This window comes from Luteolibacter arcticus, assembly GCF_025950235.1.
In the GTDB taxonomy this organism is placed as follows: Bacteria; Verrucomicrobiota; Verrucomicrobiia; order Verrucomicrobiales; family Akkermansiaceae; genus Haloferula; species Haloferula arctica.
This window is the reverse complement of the sequence record NZ_JAPDDT010000010.1, coordinates 159,493-177,167: the sequence shown is the minus strand read 5'-3', so window position 1 is coordinate 177,167 and position 17,675 is coordinate 159,493. Positions and strand designations below refer to the sequence as shown.

Annotated in this window: 15 protein-coding genes and 1 tRNA gene; 6 read left to right on the top strand and 10 right to left on the bottom strand. The window is 63.6% G+C overall.

The window, feature by feature from the left end:
* Positions 1-186 precede the first annotated feature (186 nt).
* The 3 genes from OKA05_RS20380 to OKA05_RS20370 all read right to left on the bottom strand — a co-directional run bounded on the left by OKA05_RS20380 (position 187) and on the right by OKA05_RS20370 (position 6,605).
* A complete protein-coding gene (locus OKA05_RS20380) occupies positions 187-2,007 on the bottom strand; it encodes a DNA polymerase beta superfamily protein (RefSeq protein WP_264489035.1) in 1,821 nt (606 codons plus the stop codon).
* Between the two features lie 445 nt (positions 2,008-2,452).
* Positions 2,453-3,253 (bottom strand): HAD-IIA family hydrolase, encoded by an 801-nt coding sequence (locus OKA05_RS20375; protein ID WP_343226984.1) that lies wholly within the window; start codon positions 3,251-3,253, stop codon positions 2,453-2,455.
* Between the two features lie 157 nt (positions 3,254-3,410).
* Positions 3,411-6,605, bottom strand: a complete 3,195-nt coding sequence (locus OKA05_RS20370) for a PVC-type heme-binding CxxCH protein (RefSeq protein ID WP_264489033.1) — start codon at positions 6,603-6,605, stop codon at positions 3,411-3,413.
* Between the two features lie 132 nt (positions 6,606-6,737).
* Here OKA05_RS20370 and OKA05_RS20365 point away from each other — a divergent pair, with 132 nt between their 5' ends.
* Positions 6,738-7,304 (top strand): 3-keto-disaccharide hydrolase, encoded by a 567-nt coding sequence (locus OKA05_RS20365; RefSeq protein ID WP_264489032.1) that lies wholly within the window; start codon positions 6,738-6,740, stop codon positions 7,302-7,304.
* Positions 7,301-7,741 (top strand): YkgJ family cysteine cluster protein, encoded by a 441-nt coding sequence (locus OKA05_RS20360; protein WP_264489031.1) that lies wholly within the window; start codon positions 7,301-7,303, stop codon positions 7,739-7,741. The genes OKA05_RS20365 and OKA05_RS20360 overlap by 4 nt, the downstream gene beginning before the upstream one ends.
* 248 nt (positions 7,742-7,989) lie before the next feature.
* On the opposite strand, the gene OKA05_RS20355 is transcribed toward OKA05_RS20360, so the two are convergent.
* Together OKA05_RS20355 and truA are read right to left on the bottom strand one after the other, a co-directional pair.
* Positions 7,990-9,837, bottom strand: a complete 1,848-nt coding sequence (locus OKA05_RS20355; RefSeq protein ID WP_264489030.1) for a M48 family metallopeptidase — start codon at positions 9,835-9,837, stop codon at positions 7,990-7,992.
* A 267-nt stretch (positions 9,838-10,104) separates the two neighbouring features.
* Positions 10,105-10,884, bottom strand: a complete 780-nt coding sequence (gene truA / locus OKA05_RS20350; RefSeq protein WP_264489029.1) for a tRNA pseudouridine(38-40) synthase TruA — start codon at positions 10,882-10,884, stop codon at positions 10,105-10,107.
* Here truA and OKA05_RS20345 point away from each other — a divergent pair.
* Positions 10,873-11,262 (top strand): DnaJ family domain-containing protein, encoded by a 390-nt coding sequence (locus OKA05_RS20345; RefSeq protein ID WP_264489028.1) that lies wholly within the window; start codon positions 10,873-10,875, stop codon positions 11,260-11,262. The two genes, truA and OKA05_RS20345, sit on opposite strands and share 12 nt — an antisense overlap.
* Before the next feature lie 3 nt (positions 11,263-11,265).
* Here OKA05_RS20345 and OKA05_RS20340 read toward each other — a convergent pair whose 3' ends face one another.
* The gene (locus tag OKA05_RS20340) at positions 11,266-11,430 is read right to left on the bottom strand and encodes a DUF4250 domain-containing protein (RefSeq protein ID WP_264489027.1); all 165 of its coding nucleotides are present in this window, start codon (positions 11,428-11,430) and stop codon (positions 11,266-11,268) included.
* Positions 11,431-12,281: 851 nt separating this feature from the next.
* On the opposite strand from OKA05_RS20340, the gene acpP reads away from it, so the two are divergent.
* A complete protein-coding gene (gene acpP, locus OKA05_RS20335) occupies positions 12,282-12,518 on the top strand; it encodes an acyl carrier protein (protein WP_264489078.1) in 237 nt (78 codons plus the stop codon).
* 6 nt (positions 12,519-12,524) lie between these two features.
* Here the strand turns inward: acpP and OKA05_RS20330 are convergent, their stop codons facing one another.
* The 3 genes from OKA05_RS20330 to OKA05_RS20320 all read right to left on the bottom strand — a co-directional run bounded on the left by OKA05_RS20330 (position 12,525) and on the right by OKA05_RS20320 (position 14,048).
* On the bottom strand, positions 12,525-12,713 hold the full coding sequence (locus tag OKA05_RS20330) for a hypothetical protein (RefSeq protein WP_264489026.1): 189 nt from the start codon (positions 12,711-12,713) through the stop codon (positions 12,525-12,527).
* Positions 12,714-13,036: 323 nt separating this feature from the next.
* Positions 13,037-13,516 (bottom strand): hypothetical protein, encoded by a 480-nt coding sequence (locus tag OKA05_RS20325; RefSeq protein ID WP_264489025.1) that lies wholly within the window; start codon positions 13,514-13,516, stop codon positions 13,037-13,039.
* A gap of 67 nt (positions 13,517-13,583) precedes the next feature.
* A complete protein-coding gene (locus tag OKA05_RS20320) occupies positions 13,584-14,048 on the bottom strand; it encodes a hypothetical protein (RefSeq protein ID WP_264489024.1) in 465 nt (154 codons plus the stop codon).
* A gap of 109 nt (positions 14,049-14,157) precedes the next feature.
* Between OKA05_RS20320 and OKA05_RS20315 the strand changes: the two genes are divergently transcribed.
* Positions 14,158-14,229 (top strand) — tRNA-Val (locus tag OKA05_RS20315).
* 58 nt (positions 14,230-14,287) lie between these two features.
* On the opposite strand, the gene OKA05_RS20310 is transcribed toward OKA05_RS20315, so the two are convergent.
* Positions 14,288-16,084 carry an Hsp70 family protein gene (locus OKA05_RS20310; protein ID WP_264489023.1) on the bottom strand — a complete coding sequence of 599 codons (1,797 nt, stop codon included), beginning with the start codon at positions 16,082-16,084 and terminating at the stop codon, positions 14,288-14,290.
* A 215-nt stretch (positions 16,085-16,299) separates the two neighbouring features.
* Here OKA05_RS20310 and OKA05_RS20305 point away from each other — a divergent pair, with 215 nt between their 5' ends.
* Positions 16,300-17,670, top strand: a complete 1,371-nt coding sequence (locus OKA05_RS20305) for a sigma-54-dependent transcriptional regulator (protein ID WP_264489022.1) — start codon at positions 16,300-16,302, stop codon at positions 17,668-17,670.
* Positions 17,671-17,675 lie beyond the last annotated feature (5 nt).

Genomic DNA, 17,675 nt, shown 5'->3' with positions numbered 1-17,675 from the left:
GCGGCGGAGCCGCCCTTGGACTGCGGCGATGTTTCGCCGCTTTCGAGCTCAGGGTGAGGCTGGCTGCTCACTGGGGTATAGGCGACCTTCCGGGATCGCTTCCCGGCTGTTAGAACGAACTGCGTAACCCTGCGTTCGGAGAGCTGGGAATGATCCCAGCAGTCCGAGGGCCTGCGGCTTCATCCCTCAGGCTTGAAAGGCTTCGCGGATCTCCACCAGCAGGGCATTCACTTGGTCGCGGTCCGGTTGGTCGGGCAAGGGGCTTTTCTCGAACGCTACCTGGACATTGGCGAGTTGCTCTTCCGCCTTGGCGACGAGGTCCTCGTAGGCAAACTCGCCGGAGCGGACGCGCAGCAGGTAGTCGCGGTTCGGGCGGCGGACGCGCAGTTCGCCCTCGGTCGCGATTTCGCCGACCATGTCGAGCAGGCGCAGCGTGTGCATCAGGTTCTTCGAGTCGTAGCCGCGGCCGTGGCTGGCATTGGTCGCGTAGCGCTCTTCGTTGCGCTGCCCGACCCATTCCCAATACTCGCGGTGGGCCTTGCAATGGGCTTGGAAGGCATCGCGGTTGAAGTGCATCCAGCCGATGGGGACGGCTTCCCTCGGCACGCTGCTGAAGATGAGCGTGTCGGGGTCCTTCGGCGAAACGAGGCCGCGCAACTCGCTGCTACTGCGGTCATGGTAGATCGCGAACATGCTTGCGGCGTGCTGCACGGCGGTGACGCCGCATTCCCGCGGGCTGATGCCGCGCGCGGCGAGCCACTCGATCACCTGTGTGCTGCCCTGGCCTTCCGGAACGTGGCAAAAATCCAGCATCGCACGCCGTTGCTCGGGCTCGGGATTCACGATCTTCTTGTTCAGTCCGCGGGCCTTGCGGATCTGACCCATGGCGTATTCGCCGAAGGTCTTCGCACAGAGCTTCGACAAGAAGATCTCCGGTTTCAGCCACTCGAATAGCGGGTGCCGGTGGCGGATGCAGTCGTCGGGCATCGCCAGCAGTTCGAGTGCGTTGGGATTGTTCTTCAACAGCAGCGCCACGAAATGGCCGAGCTCGTAGTAAACCTGATCGCTGCGTTCGTCGGCGACCTGCTCAATCGCATCGAGTCCGAACAAGAACGAACGCGGCGCGGCAAAGACGCCGCGGCGGTCCTCATCGGAGCCTGCGATGGCGGTGCCATAGGCTTGGCTTCCAGCGACGGTATCGAGTAGTAACAGGTCATGCTGGCGCACGCGATCCAGCGTGAAATCAGCGGGCTTCAGGATCTGCGATGGCCGGCGAATCTCCGCACGCAATAGCGCATCGAGAGGCTCCGGCTGGAGCGGGATCGCCGGGATCTCCACCTGCTCTGCCAGCGAGGCGGCGAGGAAATCATCGAGCGCCGGCACGCGCGGCATGCGCTCGCTTTCGGCGGTGCGTGCCTTGTGCTCAAGCAGGCCGGGGATCAGGGCTTGGATCTCCGGCGGTGCGCTTGGCACGAGTTCGGCGAAGGCCACCGGTGGAATTCCGTTTCCATCTGCGATCCAGCGCGCGCAGAGGATGGAACGGAGGGCATAGAGGTAGTCCTTCGCCCGCACCTGTTCGCCCTCCAGCTTCCCGAGCACCATTTGCTTGGCGAGGCCGTGATAATGGTCGCGCGAGGCGCGGGGCGAAAATACGGCGCGTGCCGTAGTTTGCCAGCGCTCGCGGAATCCGGGCTCGCAGAGATAGACCACCGGCGAGTGCAACCACTCGACCAGGGCTCCATTGCTTTTTCCTAACAAGCGTACCGCCTTGCGGACATCCCAGCCACCGGCATCGAGTTCGCCTTCCAGCGGCAGGTCGATGGACTCATTGCCGTCGAGCACGGACAGGTAGGACTTCTCCGGCCGCACGAAGATGAAGCGGATGTCGTAGTCGCTATCCGGCGACGCGAAGCCCCAGGCGCGGCTGCCGGATTCGCAGGCGTAGGGAATCGTCACGCCATGCTGGCGTTCGATGCGGTCGAGCAGTGCTTGGATGGCGGCTTCCATGCCGCCGGGATGAGGCACGAAGCTGCATCTCGCTGGAAAGCGAAAAGGAAACGGCCCGCCGAATGAAAGCCGCAGGCCCTTGGACTGCTGGGATCGTTCCCAGCTTTTGAATGAACCAAACGGTCCGCTTTTCACGGAGGATTGAAGCGATCCTGCAGGATCGCCTAGTCCCGCAAGAGCAGCCCGCTACACCCTTCACTAGAAGAGCTCCGAATGATCGGAGCAGTCCAAGGGCGGCTGCGCCGCGGTCATTGAGGCCTACAAAAGCAAAAAGACGGCAGCCCTTTCAGCCACCGCCTTTCTTCGTCCTTCAAACGAATGACCCCGGCGGGCGCGGGAGTAAACCCAAGAAATCCCGCACCCGCCGTGGTGCACCGCGATGGAGGTTAGTTAAACCCAAGAAACCTTCCTCCATCGTGGACCATCCGCTAACCAGGAAGAGCTATCACGGTGCCAACGCTGGCTCCATATTTGCGAAAATGTATGAGTCCGGGATCATGCCAATGTGGTCGACGATCAAATCCGGCTCATAGGCGAACTTCTTCAGGTCCTGCCGGCGGGTGCCGCCACTGAGGACGAGCACGCTACGGTAGCCCATTTGCACGGCGCCGAGAATGTCGGTTTCCATGGTGTCACCGACCATGATGACCTCGTCGGTGCGCAGGCCCATTTCCTTGCGGGCGGCGCGCATCATCACCGGGCTCGGCTTGCCGACGGAGAATGCGACCACGCCGGTGGCGCGCTCGATCATCGCAACGATCGCGCCGCAGCCGGGGCGGGTGCCTTGATCGGTGGGGCAATTCGGGTCGGGATTGGTGGCGATCAGGCGGGCGCCCTTTTCCACCAACCGCACGCCGCGCTCGATCATCTCGAAGGTCATGGTGCGGCCCTCGCCGACGACCACGAAATCCGGATCGTCATCGACGACAGTCAGGCCATTGCGATGCAGCGCCGCGGCGAGGCCGTGTTCGCCGATGACGTAGGCGGTGCCGTTCGGCTTCTGGGAAGCCAGGAAACGGGCGGTCGCCATCGCGCAGGTGAAGACCTCGTCTTCGCTCGCCTCGATGCCGAGGCGATGGAGTTTCAGCGCGACGTCCCGGCGGGCGCGCTGCGAATTGTTGGTGAGGAAGCGAAAGGGAATCCCATGATTCCGCAGGCGTGTGATGAAATCGGACGCGCCGGGAATCAGCCGGGAGCCCCGGTAGATGACGCCATCCATATCGAGTAAGAAGCCAACGGTTGCCATGCCGTTGAACCAGCGGCTGCCATGCCACGACCGCCCCTCCTCCGGCGAAGCGACTGAGGCCTTCTCATGCGGATACCCCATCCGGGTGATCCCCTTGAATGTTTGACTGAATTAGTCATCCCCGCCTTCCGAATCGGTCAGGCGTGTGGCGATCCCGTCACGGATGTTGCTTCAAGAGCTCCTCTGGCGTGTAGAAGTCGATCTTGTCCTTGGTCGCCTCACGGATCCTGGCAACGGTCTCGGGTTTCACCGCGGGCGCTTGGTTGCCGAAGCTGTTGCGGACGTAGGTGAGCACGCCGGCGAGCTCCTTGTCATTGAGCAGGGGGCCGAAGCCCATCATTGGCGGGACGCCGGTGGTCGGGTCAAACTTGGTGCCATTCACCGTGATCGGACCGTAGAGGCCTTTCAGAGTGAGCTTGATCAGGCGCTCTTCGTTGCCGGTGACCCACTCGCTGCCGGTGAGGGGGGGGTAGATCTTCTCCTGGCCCTTGCCGTCGGCCTGGTGGCAGGTGGCGCAGTGGGCTTCGCGGGAGAAGACTTCCTTGCCGATTCTCCACAGTTCGAGGTCGGCGGTGGGGAGCTTGGGCTCGGCGGGTGGCGGAGTGCTTTCTTCCGCCTCCGGCTTGAGCTTGCCGGCGAGCAGGTCCGCGGCGCGCGGGTTGCCGCTTAGATCGAGCTTCCCTTCTTTCTTCAGCATCTCGATGTCGTCGGCCAGCGTGAGAAAGGCGGTCTTCACGGCTTCCGGCATCCACTTGTCGATCGGCTGCTTGAGCACTTCGAGGGCGATGCGGGCACCGTCGGGGTTATCCAGCCACGAGGCAGCGGCGAGGGCTTCGAGGCGGACGATCGGCTCGGGATCACCGGCGGCCTTGAGAAGAATGTCCGCGTGATCGGGGATCTTGCGCCAGGCGTGGCGCACGACCTCGACTGCGGCGGCACGGGCTTGGTGGGCTTTCGCGGAAAGGCACAAGCCGAGGAGATCCCGATCCACGCGGTTCTGCGCCCAGGTTGCCCACAGCGCCTCGCAGAGGTGGTGCTCGTAGCGCGGGTCGGCTTTGTCGAGCGTGCCGATCCACGCCTTCGCTGCGGCGACCACGGTGTCAGCAGGATGCCCGCGGAGTTCGCGGCGGGCGCGGTAGCGGGTCCGGTATTCCGGCTCCTTGAGCATGCCGAAGAGACTCGCCACCGAGGCTCCGGTGATCATCGCCGGCTTCACCAGCGGACGCGACTTGTGGGTGATGCGATAGACGCGGCCGTGCTCGTGGTCGCGCTTCGGGTCGCGCGCCGAGTGCTGCATGTGGCCGATCAGCGCGTTGTGCCAATCAACGATATAAAGTGAGCCATCCGGCGCGAACTCGAGGTCGACCGGGCGGAAATTGGGATCGGACGAGGTCACCAGATCTCCGATGTGCTTGCCGGAGAAGCCGCCCTTGTCTTCCCACACCTGGTGGATGCTGGTGCCGAGGAAGCCGATCGAGTTGTTGGTCATGAAGCCGCCTTGCAGCTCATCCGGAAAGTGGCGGGAAGAGATGAACTCGGCACCGGCGGTGGGGCGGGCACGCTTTGGCGCGAACTCCCCGATCTTCTTCGTCTCGTAGCTGAACGGCGCTTTGATCGAAATCGGCAGCGCCCAGAAGTTCTCGCCGCCCGAGGCATCTGCGATGAAGCACTGCTGCCAGTCATCGAAGGCGATGCCCCATGGGTTGTTGAAATAGGTCTGCACGTAGCGGTCGAGCCGCCAGCTCTTTGGATCGAAGCGCCAGATGCCGCCGCCGGTGCAGCGCTGCGGGCCGTAAGGTGTTTCCACCTGCGAATGGAGGAAGACGCCTTCTCCCATGTAGATCGCGCCGGCGGAGTCCGAGCAGAAGGCGTGGATCGCGTGGTGCGTGTCGTGCGGGTCGAAGCCGTGCAGCAGGTACTCGCGCGTGTCCGCCTTGTCGTCGCCGTTAGTGTCGCGCAGCAGGATCAGGTTCGGCTCTTGGGAAACATAGACGCCTTCCGGCGCGAGTTCGATGCCGATGGGCAGATGAAGGCCATCGGCAAACACGGTCTGCTTGTCGGCGCGGTTGTCGCCGTCGGTGTCCTCGAGGATGAGGATCTTGTCGTTCGGCATCTCATCGCCCGGCCGGTAGTGCGGATAGCTCGGCATGGTGCAGATCCACAGGCGGCCCTTGTTGTCGAAGGTCATCTGCATCGGATTCGCGAGATCCGGGAAATCCTCCTCGGTCGCGAACACGCCGATCTCGAAGCCGTCCATCATCTTGAAGGACTCCAGCGCCTTCTTCTCCCGGAGGTACTGGATCGGCTGGTTGAAGTTGGTCTTCACTTCATCCAGCGGGCGGGTCTTGGCGTCCTCGGCCTTGAGGTCGGTGGTTTGTCCCTTCACCGCGCTCCAGATCGCGCGATCGCGGTTCGCGGTCATCTGGCGGATCTTTTCGATCTCCTGCGGGTAGTTGAAATCGCCGTAGGGCTTGAAGCGACGGCCGTAGGCATGGACGCCGTTGAGCATGCGGTGGTCGTTCTGCCAGAACCACGACTTCTGGTTCACCATCCGCACGACATCGCCGGGGTTGCCCTCGATCACGATTTCCTGCGCTTCGTAGAGGTCGTTGGCGATCAGGTTGCCCACTTGAACGTCGCCGGCTTCATTCAGCGAAAAACCATTGATCGTGAGTGGTTGCTTCGCCTCGGCGAACGCCTGCTTGGTGGGCGTGAAGAGATCGATGAAGCCGACTTGCTGCTCCTTGGCGACCTGCTCCATCACCTTGGTGTAGCGCTCGAGGTTGGCGTTCTCCTTGGTGCCGTCGGGGAGATCGAAGAAGCGCGTCAGGTTCTCGAAGGCGATCGGCGAGACGAGCACGAGCTTCGGCGCGGCGGTGCCGTTGTACTTCTGCGAGAGGGTGTGATTGACGAACGCGGTCAGCTCCTTGCGGTATTTCTCCACGCCGTCCGGGCCGTCGAAGGATTCGTTGAAGCCGAAGAACGCGAGGATGGTGTCCGCCTTGCAGATCGTCAGCCATTCGTCTTCGGAGGGGTAGTGGCCCTCGCCCTTGTGCTGGTTGAGTTCAGGCCGGAGCTTTTCGCCACCGGGAAATGCCCATGGCGTCTTGCGGCCGGCGCGCGGGCGGTAGGCGGGGGTGTCGCCGGGATAGCACAGGTTGCGGACGATCAGATGGTGATCCGGGAAGCGCAGGTGCAGTTGGCTCTCGAAGCCGCCGTAATACTGCATGCGCTCGCCCAAGCCATTGCCGAGCAGGACGATGCGTTCCTCTTTGAGCGGCTCCTTGAAGATCGGGGCCGCGGTCAGCGACGAGACGAGGGCGGCGGCAATGGCGAGAACTCTGGCTTTCATGGCGGGTGGAGTGGCGGGAAGTAGTAGCCGGTAAGCGGCGGAAATCTGCCTTTTCCTCCGGAAATGTCTGCTTGGTTTTGTTGGGCAAGCGGGCGCTTGCCCGCAGGCGCCACCCTGACGCAATCTGGAAACATGAAAACCATCGTGCAAGCGCTCGCCGCCTGTCTGCTGCTCTTGGGCGTGGCCTGCGGGGCCGAGTGGCAGGAGCTTTTCAACGGGCGCGATCTCGACGGCTGGGATCCGCAGACCAAGGTCGACTGGCAGGTGAAGGACGGGGCCATCGTCGCCACCAAGGGAGACCGGGGGCTGCTCACCACCCGCGGCACCTACCGTGACTATGAACTGGAAGTGGAGTTTCGCGCGCCCGACGGCACTAACAGCGGCGTCTTTCTCTCGACGCCGAAGACCGTGACCGATCCGGCGGACCAATGCTACGAGCTGAACATCGCCCCGGCCTCGAATCCTTACCCGACCGGCAGCCTGGTGGGCCGGGCCCGCCACGATGGCGGCGAGGCACCGGAGTGGCGGAAATTCCGCGTGAAGGTGGAAAGCGGCCGCGTGGAAGTCTGGCTGGAGGGCAAGCAGGTCGTTGACTACAAGGACCGCAGGCCGCTGGCGGGCGGGCACATCGGGCTGCAATTCAATGAGGGCCGGGTCGAGTTCCGCGGCATCCGGATCCGCAAGCTGGACCTGCCGTGACCCCGGATCTACGCGCCATCGCCACCGAGGTCCGGGCGATCTATCGCGAATGGGAGCAGCGTCCGCTCGAACGCGCCTGCACCGGTCGCGGCGATTGCTGCCGCTTTCGGGCTACCGGCCGGACGCCCTTTCTCACGAAGGGCGAGGCCGTGGTCGCGGCGATGGCGTGGCGTGCGGCGGGGCGCACCGAGGTGCCGGAAGCACCCGATGGAGCCTGCCCGTTTCTCAAGAATAACCGCTGTCAGATCTACGATGGGCGGCCCTTTGGCTGCCGCACGCATTTTTGCGAGGCCGCCGGTGGCCCGGCGTCGCGCAAGGAAGTCCGCGACCTGATCCAGCGGCTGGAGGACATCGACCTGCGGCTCGGAGGCAACGGTGGCGTCAATCTGCCGGGTGCCGTGGCGGCGGCCATGGGGTCGCTCGCTCGGCGAAGGTGAAGAGCATAGGACGTATAGGTCTCATAGGTCCTATTTTCCCGAGGCCAGCACTCCCTCCCATCCGGGCAAAAAAATTGCCGCCGGGGTCCCACCCCCGGCGGCTAAAATCGTCTTTCGTCGGGCCGGAGGCCGTTCGTCTGACAATATGCTGTTCACCCTTACATGAAAACTACGCAGAGCGCGGTCTTCATGGATTCAGACCCTTGGGTTCGATGAACGTTCAAAAATGCTGAAACTTTTTTCGTGCCTCATTTCCGCCGGTAGACTTCGGCGTCCGGAATGGTCCGGCGCAGCGTGCGAAGCACCGGTTTCATGCCTTCGTCCGCCAGGAATACCATTACGTAGGCTTCACCACTCCAGAGGTGCATGAGCTGGGTGTCCAAGGCGCGCCGGGCATTGGCGGAGAGGCTGTAGCTGAGTTCGAGCCCGATGACCACCAGCGGCCAGCGGGGGAAATGGCGGACTTCTTTGGCGGCCAGCCATGCTCGCGCCACGGACGGTTCGTCGTTCAGAAGTTCACGAAGAGCGTGGAGGTCGGTGTCACACAGGTCGTGAGGGAAAAAGGAGTCGCCGTTGCTGATCCGGCTTCGTTCGACTAGGGCGGCGCGCAGTTCGAGATCGTGCTGGAGCGCCCGTTCCTTGATGAGAGCCGCCTCCTTTTCCCGGCCATGGCTGGTGTGGAGCCGTTCCAAGGTCTCGAAGGCCCGGCTTGCGATCGTTGGATCGGAGGTGGCCCGCTCGAGGAATTCGCAGGCCTGCGGGTCGCATTTCTCCGCAAGATGGCTGCCCCGCAGGTAGAGGGCACCCGAATGGGCCGGTTGACGCTCAAGCAGGGCCATCACCTCCGGCTGGACCTTTTCCAGCCCGTCCAAGCGAACCAGCGCCGCGATGCGGTCCCACGCCTTGCGGATGCCGGCCGCGTGCTCCAAATCTTGCAGGCGAGCCTGCCGTGCCCGGCATTCCCGCACCTCCTCCAGCCACATCCGGCTGAAGTGTCGGCGCGCGTGCTCGAGAAAGGGCGGCGTGAGAAGATGATCGGCGGACGACATGTCTCCGGGGAGATCCAGCGGCAGTTCATCGTCCGGGACCGCGGGCAATACCAGGGCTGCCAGCCGCGGGGCAAGTCCGGGGTGGCTGTCGGTCGATCCCGTGCGGACGGCCATGGCTTCGGCCAGCCAAGCGGCCGCTTGGTCGGGATCCACCGGTCGCCGTACTGCCTCGGAAAGCCGGTCCATCACGTCTGCCGGCAAGTCGATGCCTTCGTCCACCGCACGATCGAGCGGCTCCCAGAATTCGTATTCCACCCGCTTCCCCAGGATCGCCAGGCGCCTCAATCCCGAGGCCAACGCTTGCGGCGAGACGGCCTGCGCGGCGAACTGGTCGGCCGCCAGTTCGCTGAACCGCGATAGTACCAGGGCTCGCGAATTGAAGCGTGGCCAGAACCACTGGAAGAAATCCCCGATGACGGGACAGAAGCCGTTTCGCGAAAACCGGTCGACCACCCGCTCCCAGGTTTCGCGGGTCCGGTGCAGCCATGCGCAGGTCTTCCCGTCGGCGCGGGTGAGATGGCCGATCTCGTGGGCCAGCACTGCCTTCAACTCGTCCAGCGAGAGTGCCTCCATCAATGGCAAGCCGATCACCAGATGGGCACGATACCATCCGAAGACTCCCAAGCGCGGGTTCTGCACCACGGAAGCATTCATCTCTGCATCCAGCATCACGCGGTGAAACCGCACGCCGCCAGCGAGGTCGCCGAGTTCGCACAGCAGCCGGTGGAGTTCGGGGTGGTCCCTCTCCTCCAGCACCAGTCCTTCCGGCGGCTCGAAGCGAACCCACAGGCAGCCGAGCACGAAGACCGCCAGCGCCAATCCGGCCAGCGAGATCAACCCCGCAAGCAGGGTCACCGCCAGGCTCTGATAGAGCACCGCGATCACCACGCCCGTGACCAAAAGCACGAATCCGGCGAGCACGGAGAACGCCAGCGCCAGATAGCCGAGAGTCACCCAAGCCACGGTCTGCCTCAACAATCCCTCCGGCCGGCCGCTCCATGCGGACTCGAGCCGATTCACCAGGGATTGGAAGCTGTCTTGAGACATGGGGAGGTCAACACCGGAGGGTCGATTAATCTAACGGACATGAATGAACAATCCAAAAAGATAGGTTCTTTCATGGGTCTATCATGCATGAATGTATTTTCATGAAATCAAGCTTCATCATGAAGCATCGGGCTGGATTTTATTCCCGTGGCCAGCGGTTTTTAGGGTTTTTCACGCTGGAAAGTGACAACCTGATGGTGGCTAATGGCATGTCTTCTTTCGCATCGGAGGGATGTCCGATTTTCCCCCTTCCGGAAGATGCGATTCCTACCTTGGAGAGTAGAACACTTTCCACAGCACGAGACCATGCGCCGGGGCATTCATGCCGGCAAACCGACGGTCCTTTCCTTCAAGCATCGACCTCACTTCGTCGGCCGGAAAGCGCCCGTATCCCACTTGCACCAAGGTCCCGACGATGCCGCGACACATCTTGTAGAGGAATCCTCCGCCTTCGATCACCACCGTCACTTCGCGGCCGTGGCGGAAGATGTCGCAACGGTTCAACGTGCGGACTGCGTCCTCCAGCACGTCGCCGCGGTTGGCGGTGAAGGCACGGAAGTCCTGGCGGCCGGGGAAGTGGGCGGCGGCTTCCCGCATCGCCGCCAAATCGAGCGGGCGGGGGACATGCCAGGCCTGCGTCCGCAACAGCGGGTTCATCACCGGATCGTTCCAGATACGGTAGCGATATTGCTTTCCGACCGCATCGAAGCGGGCATGGAACGATGCCGGCACCCGGACCGCCGACATGACCCGGATATCCTCGGGCAGCACCGCATTGATCGCCAGCACCAGATGCCGAGCTGGCATGCGGAACTGTTCCGCCGGGATTTCAAAATGAGCCACCATGCCGCGAGCGTGGACACCGGCATCGGTGCGGCTGGAGCTTTCCACCTGCGGCGCTGCGGGGAACAACCGGGCGAGCGCCGCTTCCACTTGGTCCTGCACGCCCCGCCCCGACCGCTGCGACTGCCAGCCCTGCCAGGCAGCGCCGTCGTAGGCGAGGGTCAGCTTGAACTTCAGCAGGCGCACCCGGCCTTGAAACACCACCGCGCCCACGAAAGCAACGGCGGCTTGGAAATGCGCCGGGCATCGCTAGGCTCGGTCCGCATGTCCGCCCTTTCCAAGCTCGGCGAAGCGCGCATCGATGAGGCCATCGCATCGGGCGAACTGGCCCCGCCGCCGGCGGGCACCGCGCTCGATCTGGAAGCCTACTTCCAGGCTCCGGACGGCTGGCGCTCGGCCTTTGCGATGCTCAAGGGGCAAGGCTTTGCGCCTCCCGAAATCGAACTCATGAAGCAGGCGGAAAAGCTGGAGGCTCGACTCGCTGACAGTGGCGATGCCAGCGAACGGATCCGCTTGCGGCGGGAGATCGACGAGCTGCGCGTGCGCTTCCGCATGGCCATCGAGCGGATGCGACGCGAGTGACCTTCAGCGGAACTGGTTTTGCGCCGGCAGATACTCGTAGCCGGCCTTGGCCATGCGATCTGTTAGCTTCCGGGCATCGAGCCCGTGGGTTTTCACGAGGTCGTCCAGCGAGTCGCAATGGTTTCGCAGCTCGGTATTGAGCAGGCCTAACAGAAGGTGGGGGTCCATGCGGAGATATTTCGAAAGGTCCACGGCGCGGAGGCTGGCGGGAGGGGCGGTGCCGGGCAAGTTCGGCCCGTGAATTGACTTGCCGGGCCTGTGGGCAACCGGTTTCGCTTCATCTCATGGAGCCGTCATCCGCCTACGAAACCGGCCAAGCCATCGGCCGCGCGATCTTCTATTCGGTGCTCGGCCTCGCTGCCTTTGGCGGCGGGATCTTCTTCATCATCGCCTTGATCAAGGCCATCAGCAAGAAGACGCGTGGCTGGATCATCGGTGCCGTCGTCTCCGGTGTGCTGGCATTTTCCGGCGTCGTCGGCCTGATCGGAGTGGCGGCCAGCTCCATCGCCAAGCTCGCCAAAACCGCGGGCGAAAAGAAGAAGACAGTGGCTTCCAAGGACGGCCGGTTCCGGGTCGAGGTGCCCTCGAACTGGCGGGAGATGCCGGAGCTTCATGAAGAGGCGCAGATCGAGGCGGGCAGTGCCGTGCAGGAGCAGTACGTGCTCGTGATCGAGAATCTCAAGACCGACTTCGACGGGTCGCTCGCTGAGTTCGATGAACTGGTGATCGGCCAGATGAAGGAAAGCGTGCCGAGCGCGGAGATCTCGGAGCCCGAGTCTCGCCCGGCGGGTGTCTATCCCGCGATCCATCGCCGCCTCGTGGGGACCGTCGACAAGGTCCGCATCGTCTATCACGTCGCGTCCATCGAGACCGGGGCAGGATTTTATCAGGTGCTCACCTGGACCTCGCCGTCGCGGGAAAGTTCGGCCCTGCCAGCTTTCCGCGAGGTCATCGACAGCTTCACCTCCAACGACGGTCCTCCGGCACCGAAGCCGCCGCCACCGGGGCCCAATGCCGGCATTCATGAGCGCGTCGTGTGGATCGTGACGGAGCAGTTGGGCGCCGATCCCAAGGCGGTGAAGGCGGAGTCGCGTTTCGTCGAGGACCTCGGGGCCGACAGCCTCGACACCGTCGAGTTGGTCATGGCGGTCGAGGAAGAATTCGAGGTGACCATTCCCGACGAGGCGGCGGAAAAGCTCCGCACGATCGGGGACTTGGTGGGGTGGCTCGAAAAGCCACCGGTCGAAGTGGAGTGACGAGCCTCAGCCTTCGTCGAAGCAGTCCACGAAATGCTGGCAAAATAGCATTTGGCTTGCATTCGGCTGGCCCTTGTGCTGTTTTTCCAGCATGAAAGGCGCGTTGGTGGTCCGGTCAATGGCTATGGTATTGATGGCGTCGCAGCTCTCGAGCTGCGCTTGGATAGCAGCTTGGAAATCGAGGTCCGACGTCAAGTCATCGGAACCCACGCCGAAACCGGCGCCAAAACCGCCGAAGCCCGCACCCCCAAAACTTCTTCCTCCAGGAAGCGGTGAAAATCAGCCCGAGCCGAAACCCGATCCGGAGCCGAAACCGGAGCCCACCCCGGCACCCCTCCCTCCCAAGCAATCGGTCCCGGTCGCGCGTGCCGTCCCCGGACGCCCGGGATTCGTGTTCAGCCCCTTCAACAACAAGCTGATCGACGTGGAAGGAATCCAGAGCGGCCGGATGGTTGCCGATCCGCACTATCCCGCCGACGAGAAGAAGTACTTCCGCGTGCCGTGAGCCGGCTTACGACTTACGGCTTCGGATCGCGGGGTTGATCCCGGTCGAGGCCGAAGTCCTCGGTGAGGTTGTCGTGGGTGTGATTGACGAAGACCGACTGGCCGAGTGGATGGGAGTCCCCCAACACCTTCCTGATGGCCCTCCTCCAGAGATCGACCATTTGGTTGGCGGCCTGCGCTGCGAGGATCACCGACGAGGGATTCGATTGGTGGAGAAAATGAGCCTCGTGCTCCACCGAGGCCTCCTCATCCTCGATGTGGCGAAGCAGGGTCTCGATCTTTTCGAGCCGTACCGCATCCGGTTCGCCGCGGGCGACTGATTCCTCGATGTTGCGCTTCAGCGCGTTGTCTTCCACCAGCAGCGCGTCGTAACGGCGTTTCAGGTCGTAGGCGGCGGGCATGCCGATTTCGGTGATTTCGCGGCCAAGCGCTTCCAGCTTGGCATCCACCTCGGCGATCTTTGTGGCTAGTGGGGAAAGGTTCTCGGTACTCATCGTTGGGAGAAAAAGTTCACTTTTCACCCTAACGCCTGTCGTGGCGATTCACCACGCCTTTTTCGCACTAGCCCTCGGCGGGCGGGAAAATCACCGCCACCCGGTCGATGCCGTGCTTGGCGAACTCGTCCCAATAGCGCTTCTCGATGTCCCGGGTCTGGGCGCGGCGGTCCTCTTCGCTCATCTTTTGCCACGCCTGCATGCCCACCACCCGCGCGAGGTCGCGGTCGGCCAGACGGATGACGATCTCTTCCCAGAACGACTCGTTGCGGAACTCATCGTAGCACTGCTGGAAGAACGAGCCTTCCTGGTATTCCGTCGTCAGGTGGTGGCGCTGCTTCTCCTCGTCGAAGTCGATGTGCTCTCCGAGGCCGGCGTGCTTGGCCTTTTCGAGCACCTTGTTTTCGAGCGCCTCGTAGGCCGAGATCCCTTCCTCTGCGCCGGGACGCTCGTTCCAGGACGCGACTTCGGCGGCCAGGCTGACCATTTCGACCAAGGTGCCGAGTTCTTCTTCCGTGAAGCGCAGATGCATGTCGGGGGCGGGAGAGAATCACCGCTTCCAGCGGGCCGCAAGCCCGCAGCCACTCCGCGCTTGCGCCGTCCGCGGCATCCGGGAAGACTGCGCCCGTCCGCACGGAAACGCACGAGTAGCTCAGCGGTAGAGCGGCCCGCTTACACCGGGTTGGTCGGCGGTTCGATCCCGTCCTCGTGTACGTGCTGGTTGGAAGTTCCAAGTGAGAAGTTCCGAGTGCCAAGAAAGGCAGGCGTAGATTAGAGGCGTCGCTCCAAGGCCTCCATCATCGCCTTTTCGACGAGCGCGGCGGCGAAGGCTTCGGTGGCCTTGTCGAGGCGTTGCACGGCGGCTTTGAGCGGGTTGGGCAGGCCGGCGGCGAGGGCTTCTTTCACGGCGACGGCGGCGGTTTCGATTTCGCTGCGTTCCTCGGCGGACACGAGATCGCCAGCTTCGGCCAAGGCCTGTTCGACGGCTGGCAGCAGTTCCTCCGCCTTAAGCTTCGCCTCAGTGAAAACCCGCTCGGCCATGTCCTCGAAGGCGTATTCGACGGACTCGCCCACCATCTTCTCCACGGCCTCGTCATCGACGTTCACCGCCGCGCTGCGGATCTCGACGACCGTGTCGCGGCCGGTGGTCACGTCGCGCGCGAGGACTTCGAGGATGCCGTTTTCGTCGATGCGGAATTGCACGCCGACGCGCGCCTGGCCTTTCGGAGCGGGCTCGAAGGGCACCTCGAAGCAACCGAGTTCCCAATTGTCGCGCGCCATTTCGCGCTCGCCCTGGAGTACGCGGACGCGCATGGAAGCCTGGCCGGCGGCGGCGTTGGTGAACATCTCGCCGGCCTTGCACGGGATGGTCGTGTTGCGCGGGATGAGGATGTTCATCAAGCCGCCGAAGGTCTCGATGCCGAGGCTGAGGGGGGTCACGTCGAGCAGCACCATTTTCCGCAGGGTGCCGCCGAGCACGCCGGCCTGGATGGTGGCTCCGAGCGCCACGGCCTCGTCAGGATGCTGGGAAAGGTCGGGCTCGCGACCGAACAGCTCTGCGACGGCATTGCGGACGGCGGGGATGCGGGTGCTGCCACCGACCAGCACCACCGCATGGAGGTCTGACGGGGTGGTGCCGGCATCCGCGAGCGCCTGCCGGCAGCAGGTGAGCGTGCGCGCGATCCAAGGTCGGGCGAGTTTCTCGAGGTCGTCGCGCGTGACTTCCTTCTCCAAGCTACGGGAGCCATCGTAAAAGGGTGCCCGGAAGGTCTCCGACTCGCGGTCGGACAGGGCGCACTTGACTCGCTCCGCTTCGGCAATGAGCCGGACCTTGGCGGTGGCATCGAGTTCCTCGAGGTCGGCCACGCAGTGGCGGGCCAGCGCCACGTCGAGGTCATCGCCACCCAGCCGGGTGTCGCCGCGGGTGGCGAGCACTTGGAAGACGCCATCCTGCATTTCCAGTACCGAGAGATCGAAGGTTCCGCCGCCGAGGTCATAGACGGCGACCCGCGAGTGCTCGTCGAGCTTGTCCAGCCCGTAGGCCAGCGCGGCCGCGGTCGGCTCGCTGACGATGCGGATGACCTCGAGTCCGGCGAGTTCACCGGCGCGTTTAGTGGCGGCACGCTGGCCATCATTGAAATAGGCCGGCACGGTGATGACTGCCTTCTCCGCAGGGCGGCCCAGCCGGAATTCGGCGATGCTTTTCAGCTCGCGCAGGATCTCCGCGCTCACTTCCTCCGGTGTCCGCCCGAGCACCCGGATCCCGCCATCGGCACCTCGCTCGATCGGCACGCAGAACTCCGCCTCTTCGCCGAAGCGCCTGCCCATCAGTCGTTTCACGCTCGTCACCACCCGGCCCGGCTCACTGGCGCGGCGGCGCAGGGCTTTTCGCCCCACTTCGACCGATCCGTCGGCTCCGAACCAGACGGCGCTGGGCGTGATGCGGCTACCCTCGGTATCAGCGAGCAGGATCGGAAAGCCGGATTCCACCGCTCCAACCGCGGAATTGGTTGTTCCCAAATCGATTCCCAAGATCAGCTCGCCTGTCACGCGGGGAGGCTGGGTCACCGCCGCGGGCGGGTCAATTTTTCCAGATTCCGGGTGCAAAGCCCCTTCCATCGTGCATCTTGCACTTTGCAACCCATCTGGTCAAGTGATGGCATCTTGCACGATCAATGCCCTTTCCCATCGGTCATACCCAGCCCTCAAGTCCATGAGGCTCAATACTGCCACGGCAGAACGCCCGGAAGGCATGCAGAGTGTTAGGATAAGGCTCCTCGCCCATGGATATTCTCATCGTAGACGACGAAAAGTCGATTCGCCTGACCACTTCCCTCGCACTGGAAGGAGAGGGTCATTACGTCGAAACCGCCGAAGACGGCGAGACGGCGATCAAGCGGATCAAGGAGGAGAATTTCGACCTCGTGTTTTTGGACCTGCGGCTCGGTGACGAAGACGGCCTCGATATCCTCCAGCAGATGCTGAAGGTGCGCCCCCGGCAGCTCATTACGATCTTCACGGCCCACGCGTCCGTGACCACGGCGGTGAAGGCGACCCAGCTCGGTGCCTTCGACTACTTGGAGAAGCCGTTCACGCCGGACCAATTGCGGGCGATCCTGGCCAAGGCGCACCGGGCGTTGCAGACGCGCCACGAGGTTGTGCGGCTGGAGGAGACCGTGCAGGAGCTGAAAAGCGAGGTCCGCCACGGCGCGCCGCCGCTGCGTTTCGCCTCGGAAGATCCCAAGACGAACGCCGAGCTCGAAACACTGTTCCGCGCTGCGGCGTCACCAGCCTCGGTGCTGATTCTGGGTGAAAGCGGTACCGGCAAGAGCGCCATCGCCCGCGAGGTTCACGAACGCAGCCACTTGCGCGACAAACCCTTCGTCACGGTGAGCTGCCCCAGCCTGTCCAAGGAGCTGCTGGAAAGCGTGCTCTTCGGCCACGTGAAGGGTTCCTTCACCGGTGCGATCAAGGACACTTGGGGCAAGGTTCACGCCGCCGAGGGGGGTACCCTTTTCCTCGACGAGATCGGCGAATTGCCGATGGAGATCCAGCCGAAGCTGCTGCGGCTGCTGCAGGAGCGCGAATACGAGCGGCTGGGCGAAAACAAAGTGCGCGAGTGCAACGTCCGCGTGATCGCCGCGACCAATCGCGACCTGAGCGCTTGCGTCGCCTCGGGCAGCTTCCGCGAGGATCTCTACTACCGTCTCAATGTGATCAGCGTCACGGTGTCGCCGTTGCGCGAAAGGCGCGGCGACCTGCAGAGGTTCGCCGAGGATTACCTCTCCTTTTTCTCCACCCAGATGGGCCGGAAGCTCGACGGCTTCTCGGAAAGCGGACGCCAGACCCTGATGCGCCACGCCTGGCCGGGCAACCTGCGTGAACTGCGAAATGCGATCGAGCGCGCCACCATCCTTTCGCACGGTCCACAGGTGGAGGCGGCCGACTTGCCGACCCCGGTCGGTGTCGTGGAAGGCGTGAACGGCAGTCCGGCGCTTCCGATCATCGGCGGTGAGCATAGCCTTGACGATCTGGAGCAGGCGCACATGCGCGAAGTGCTGCGCTGGGCGCCCACCCTTCAGGATGCCGCCGCCATTCTCGGCATCGACAAGGCCACCCTCTACCGCAAGCGGAAGCGCTTCGGCATGGACTGACGCTT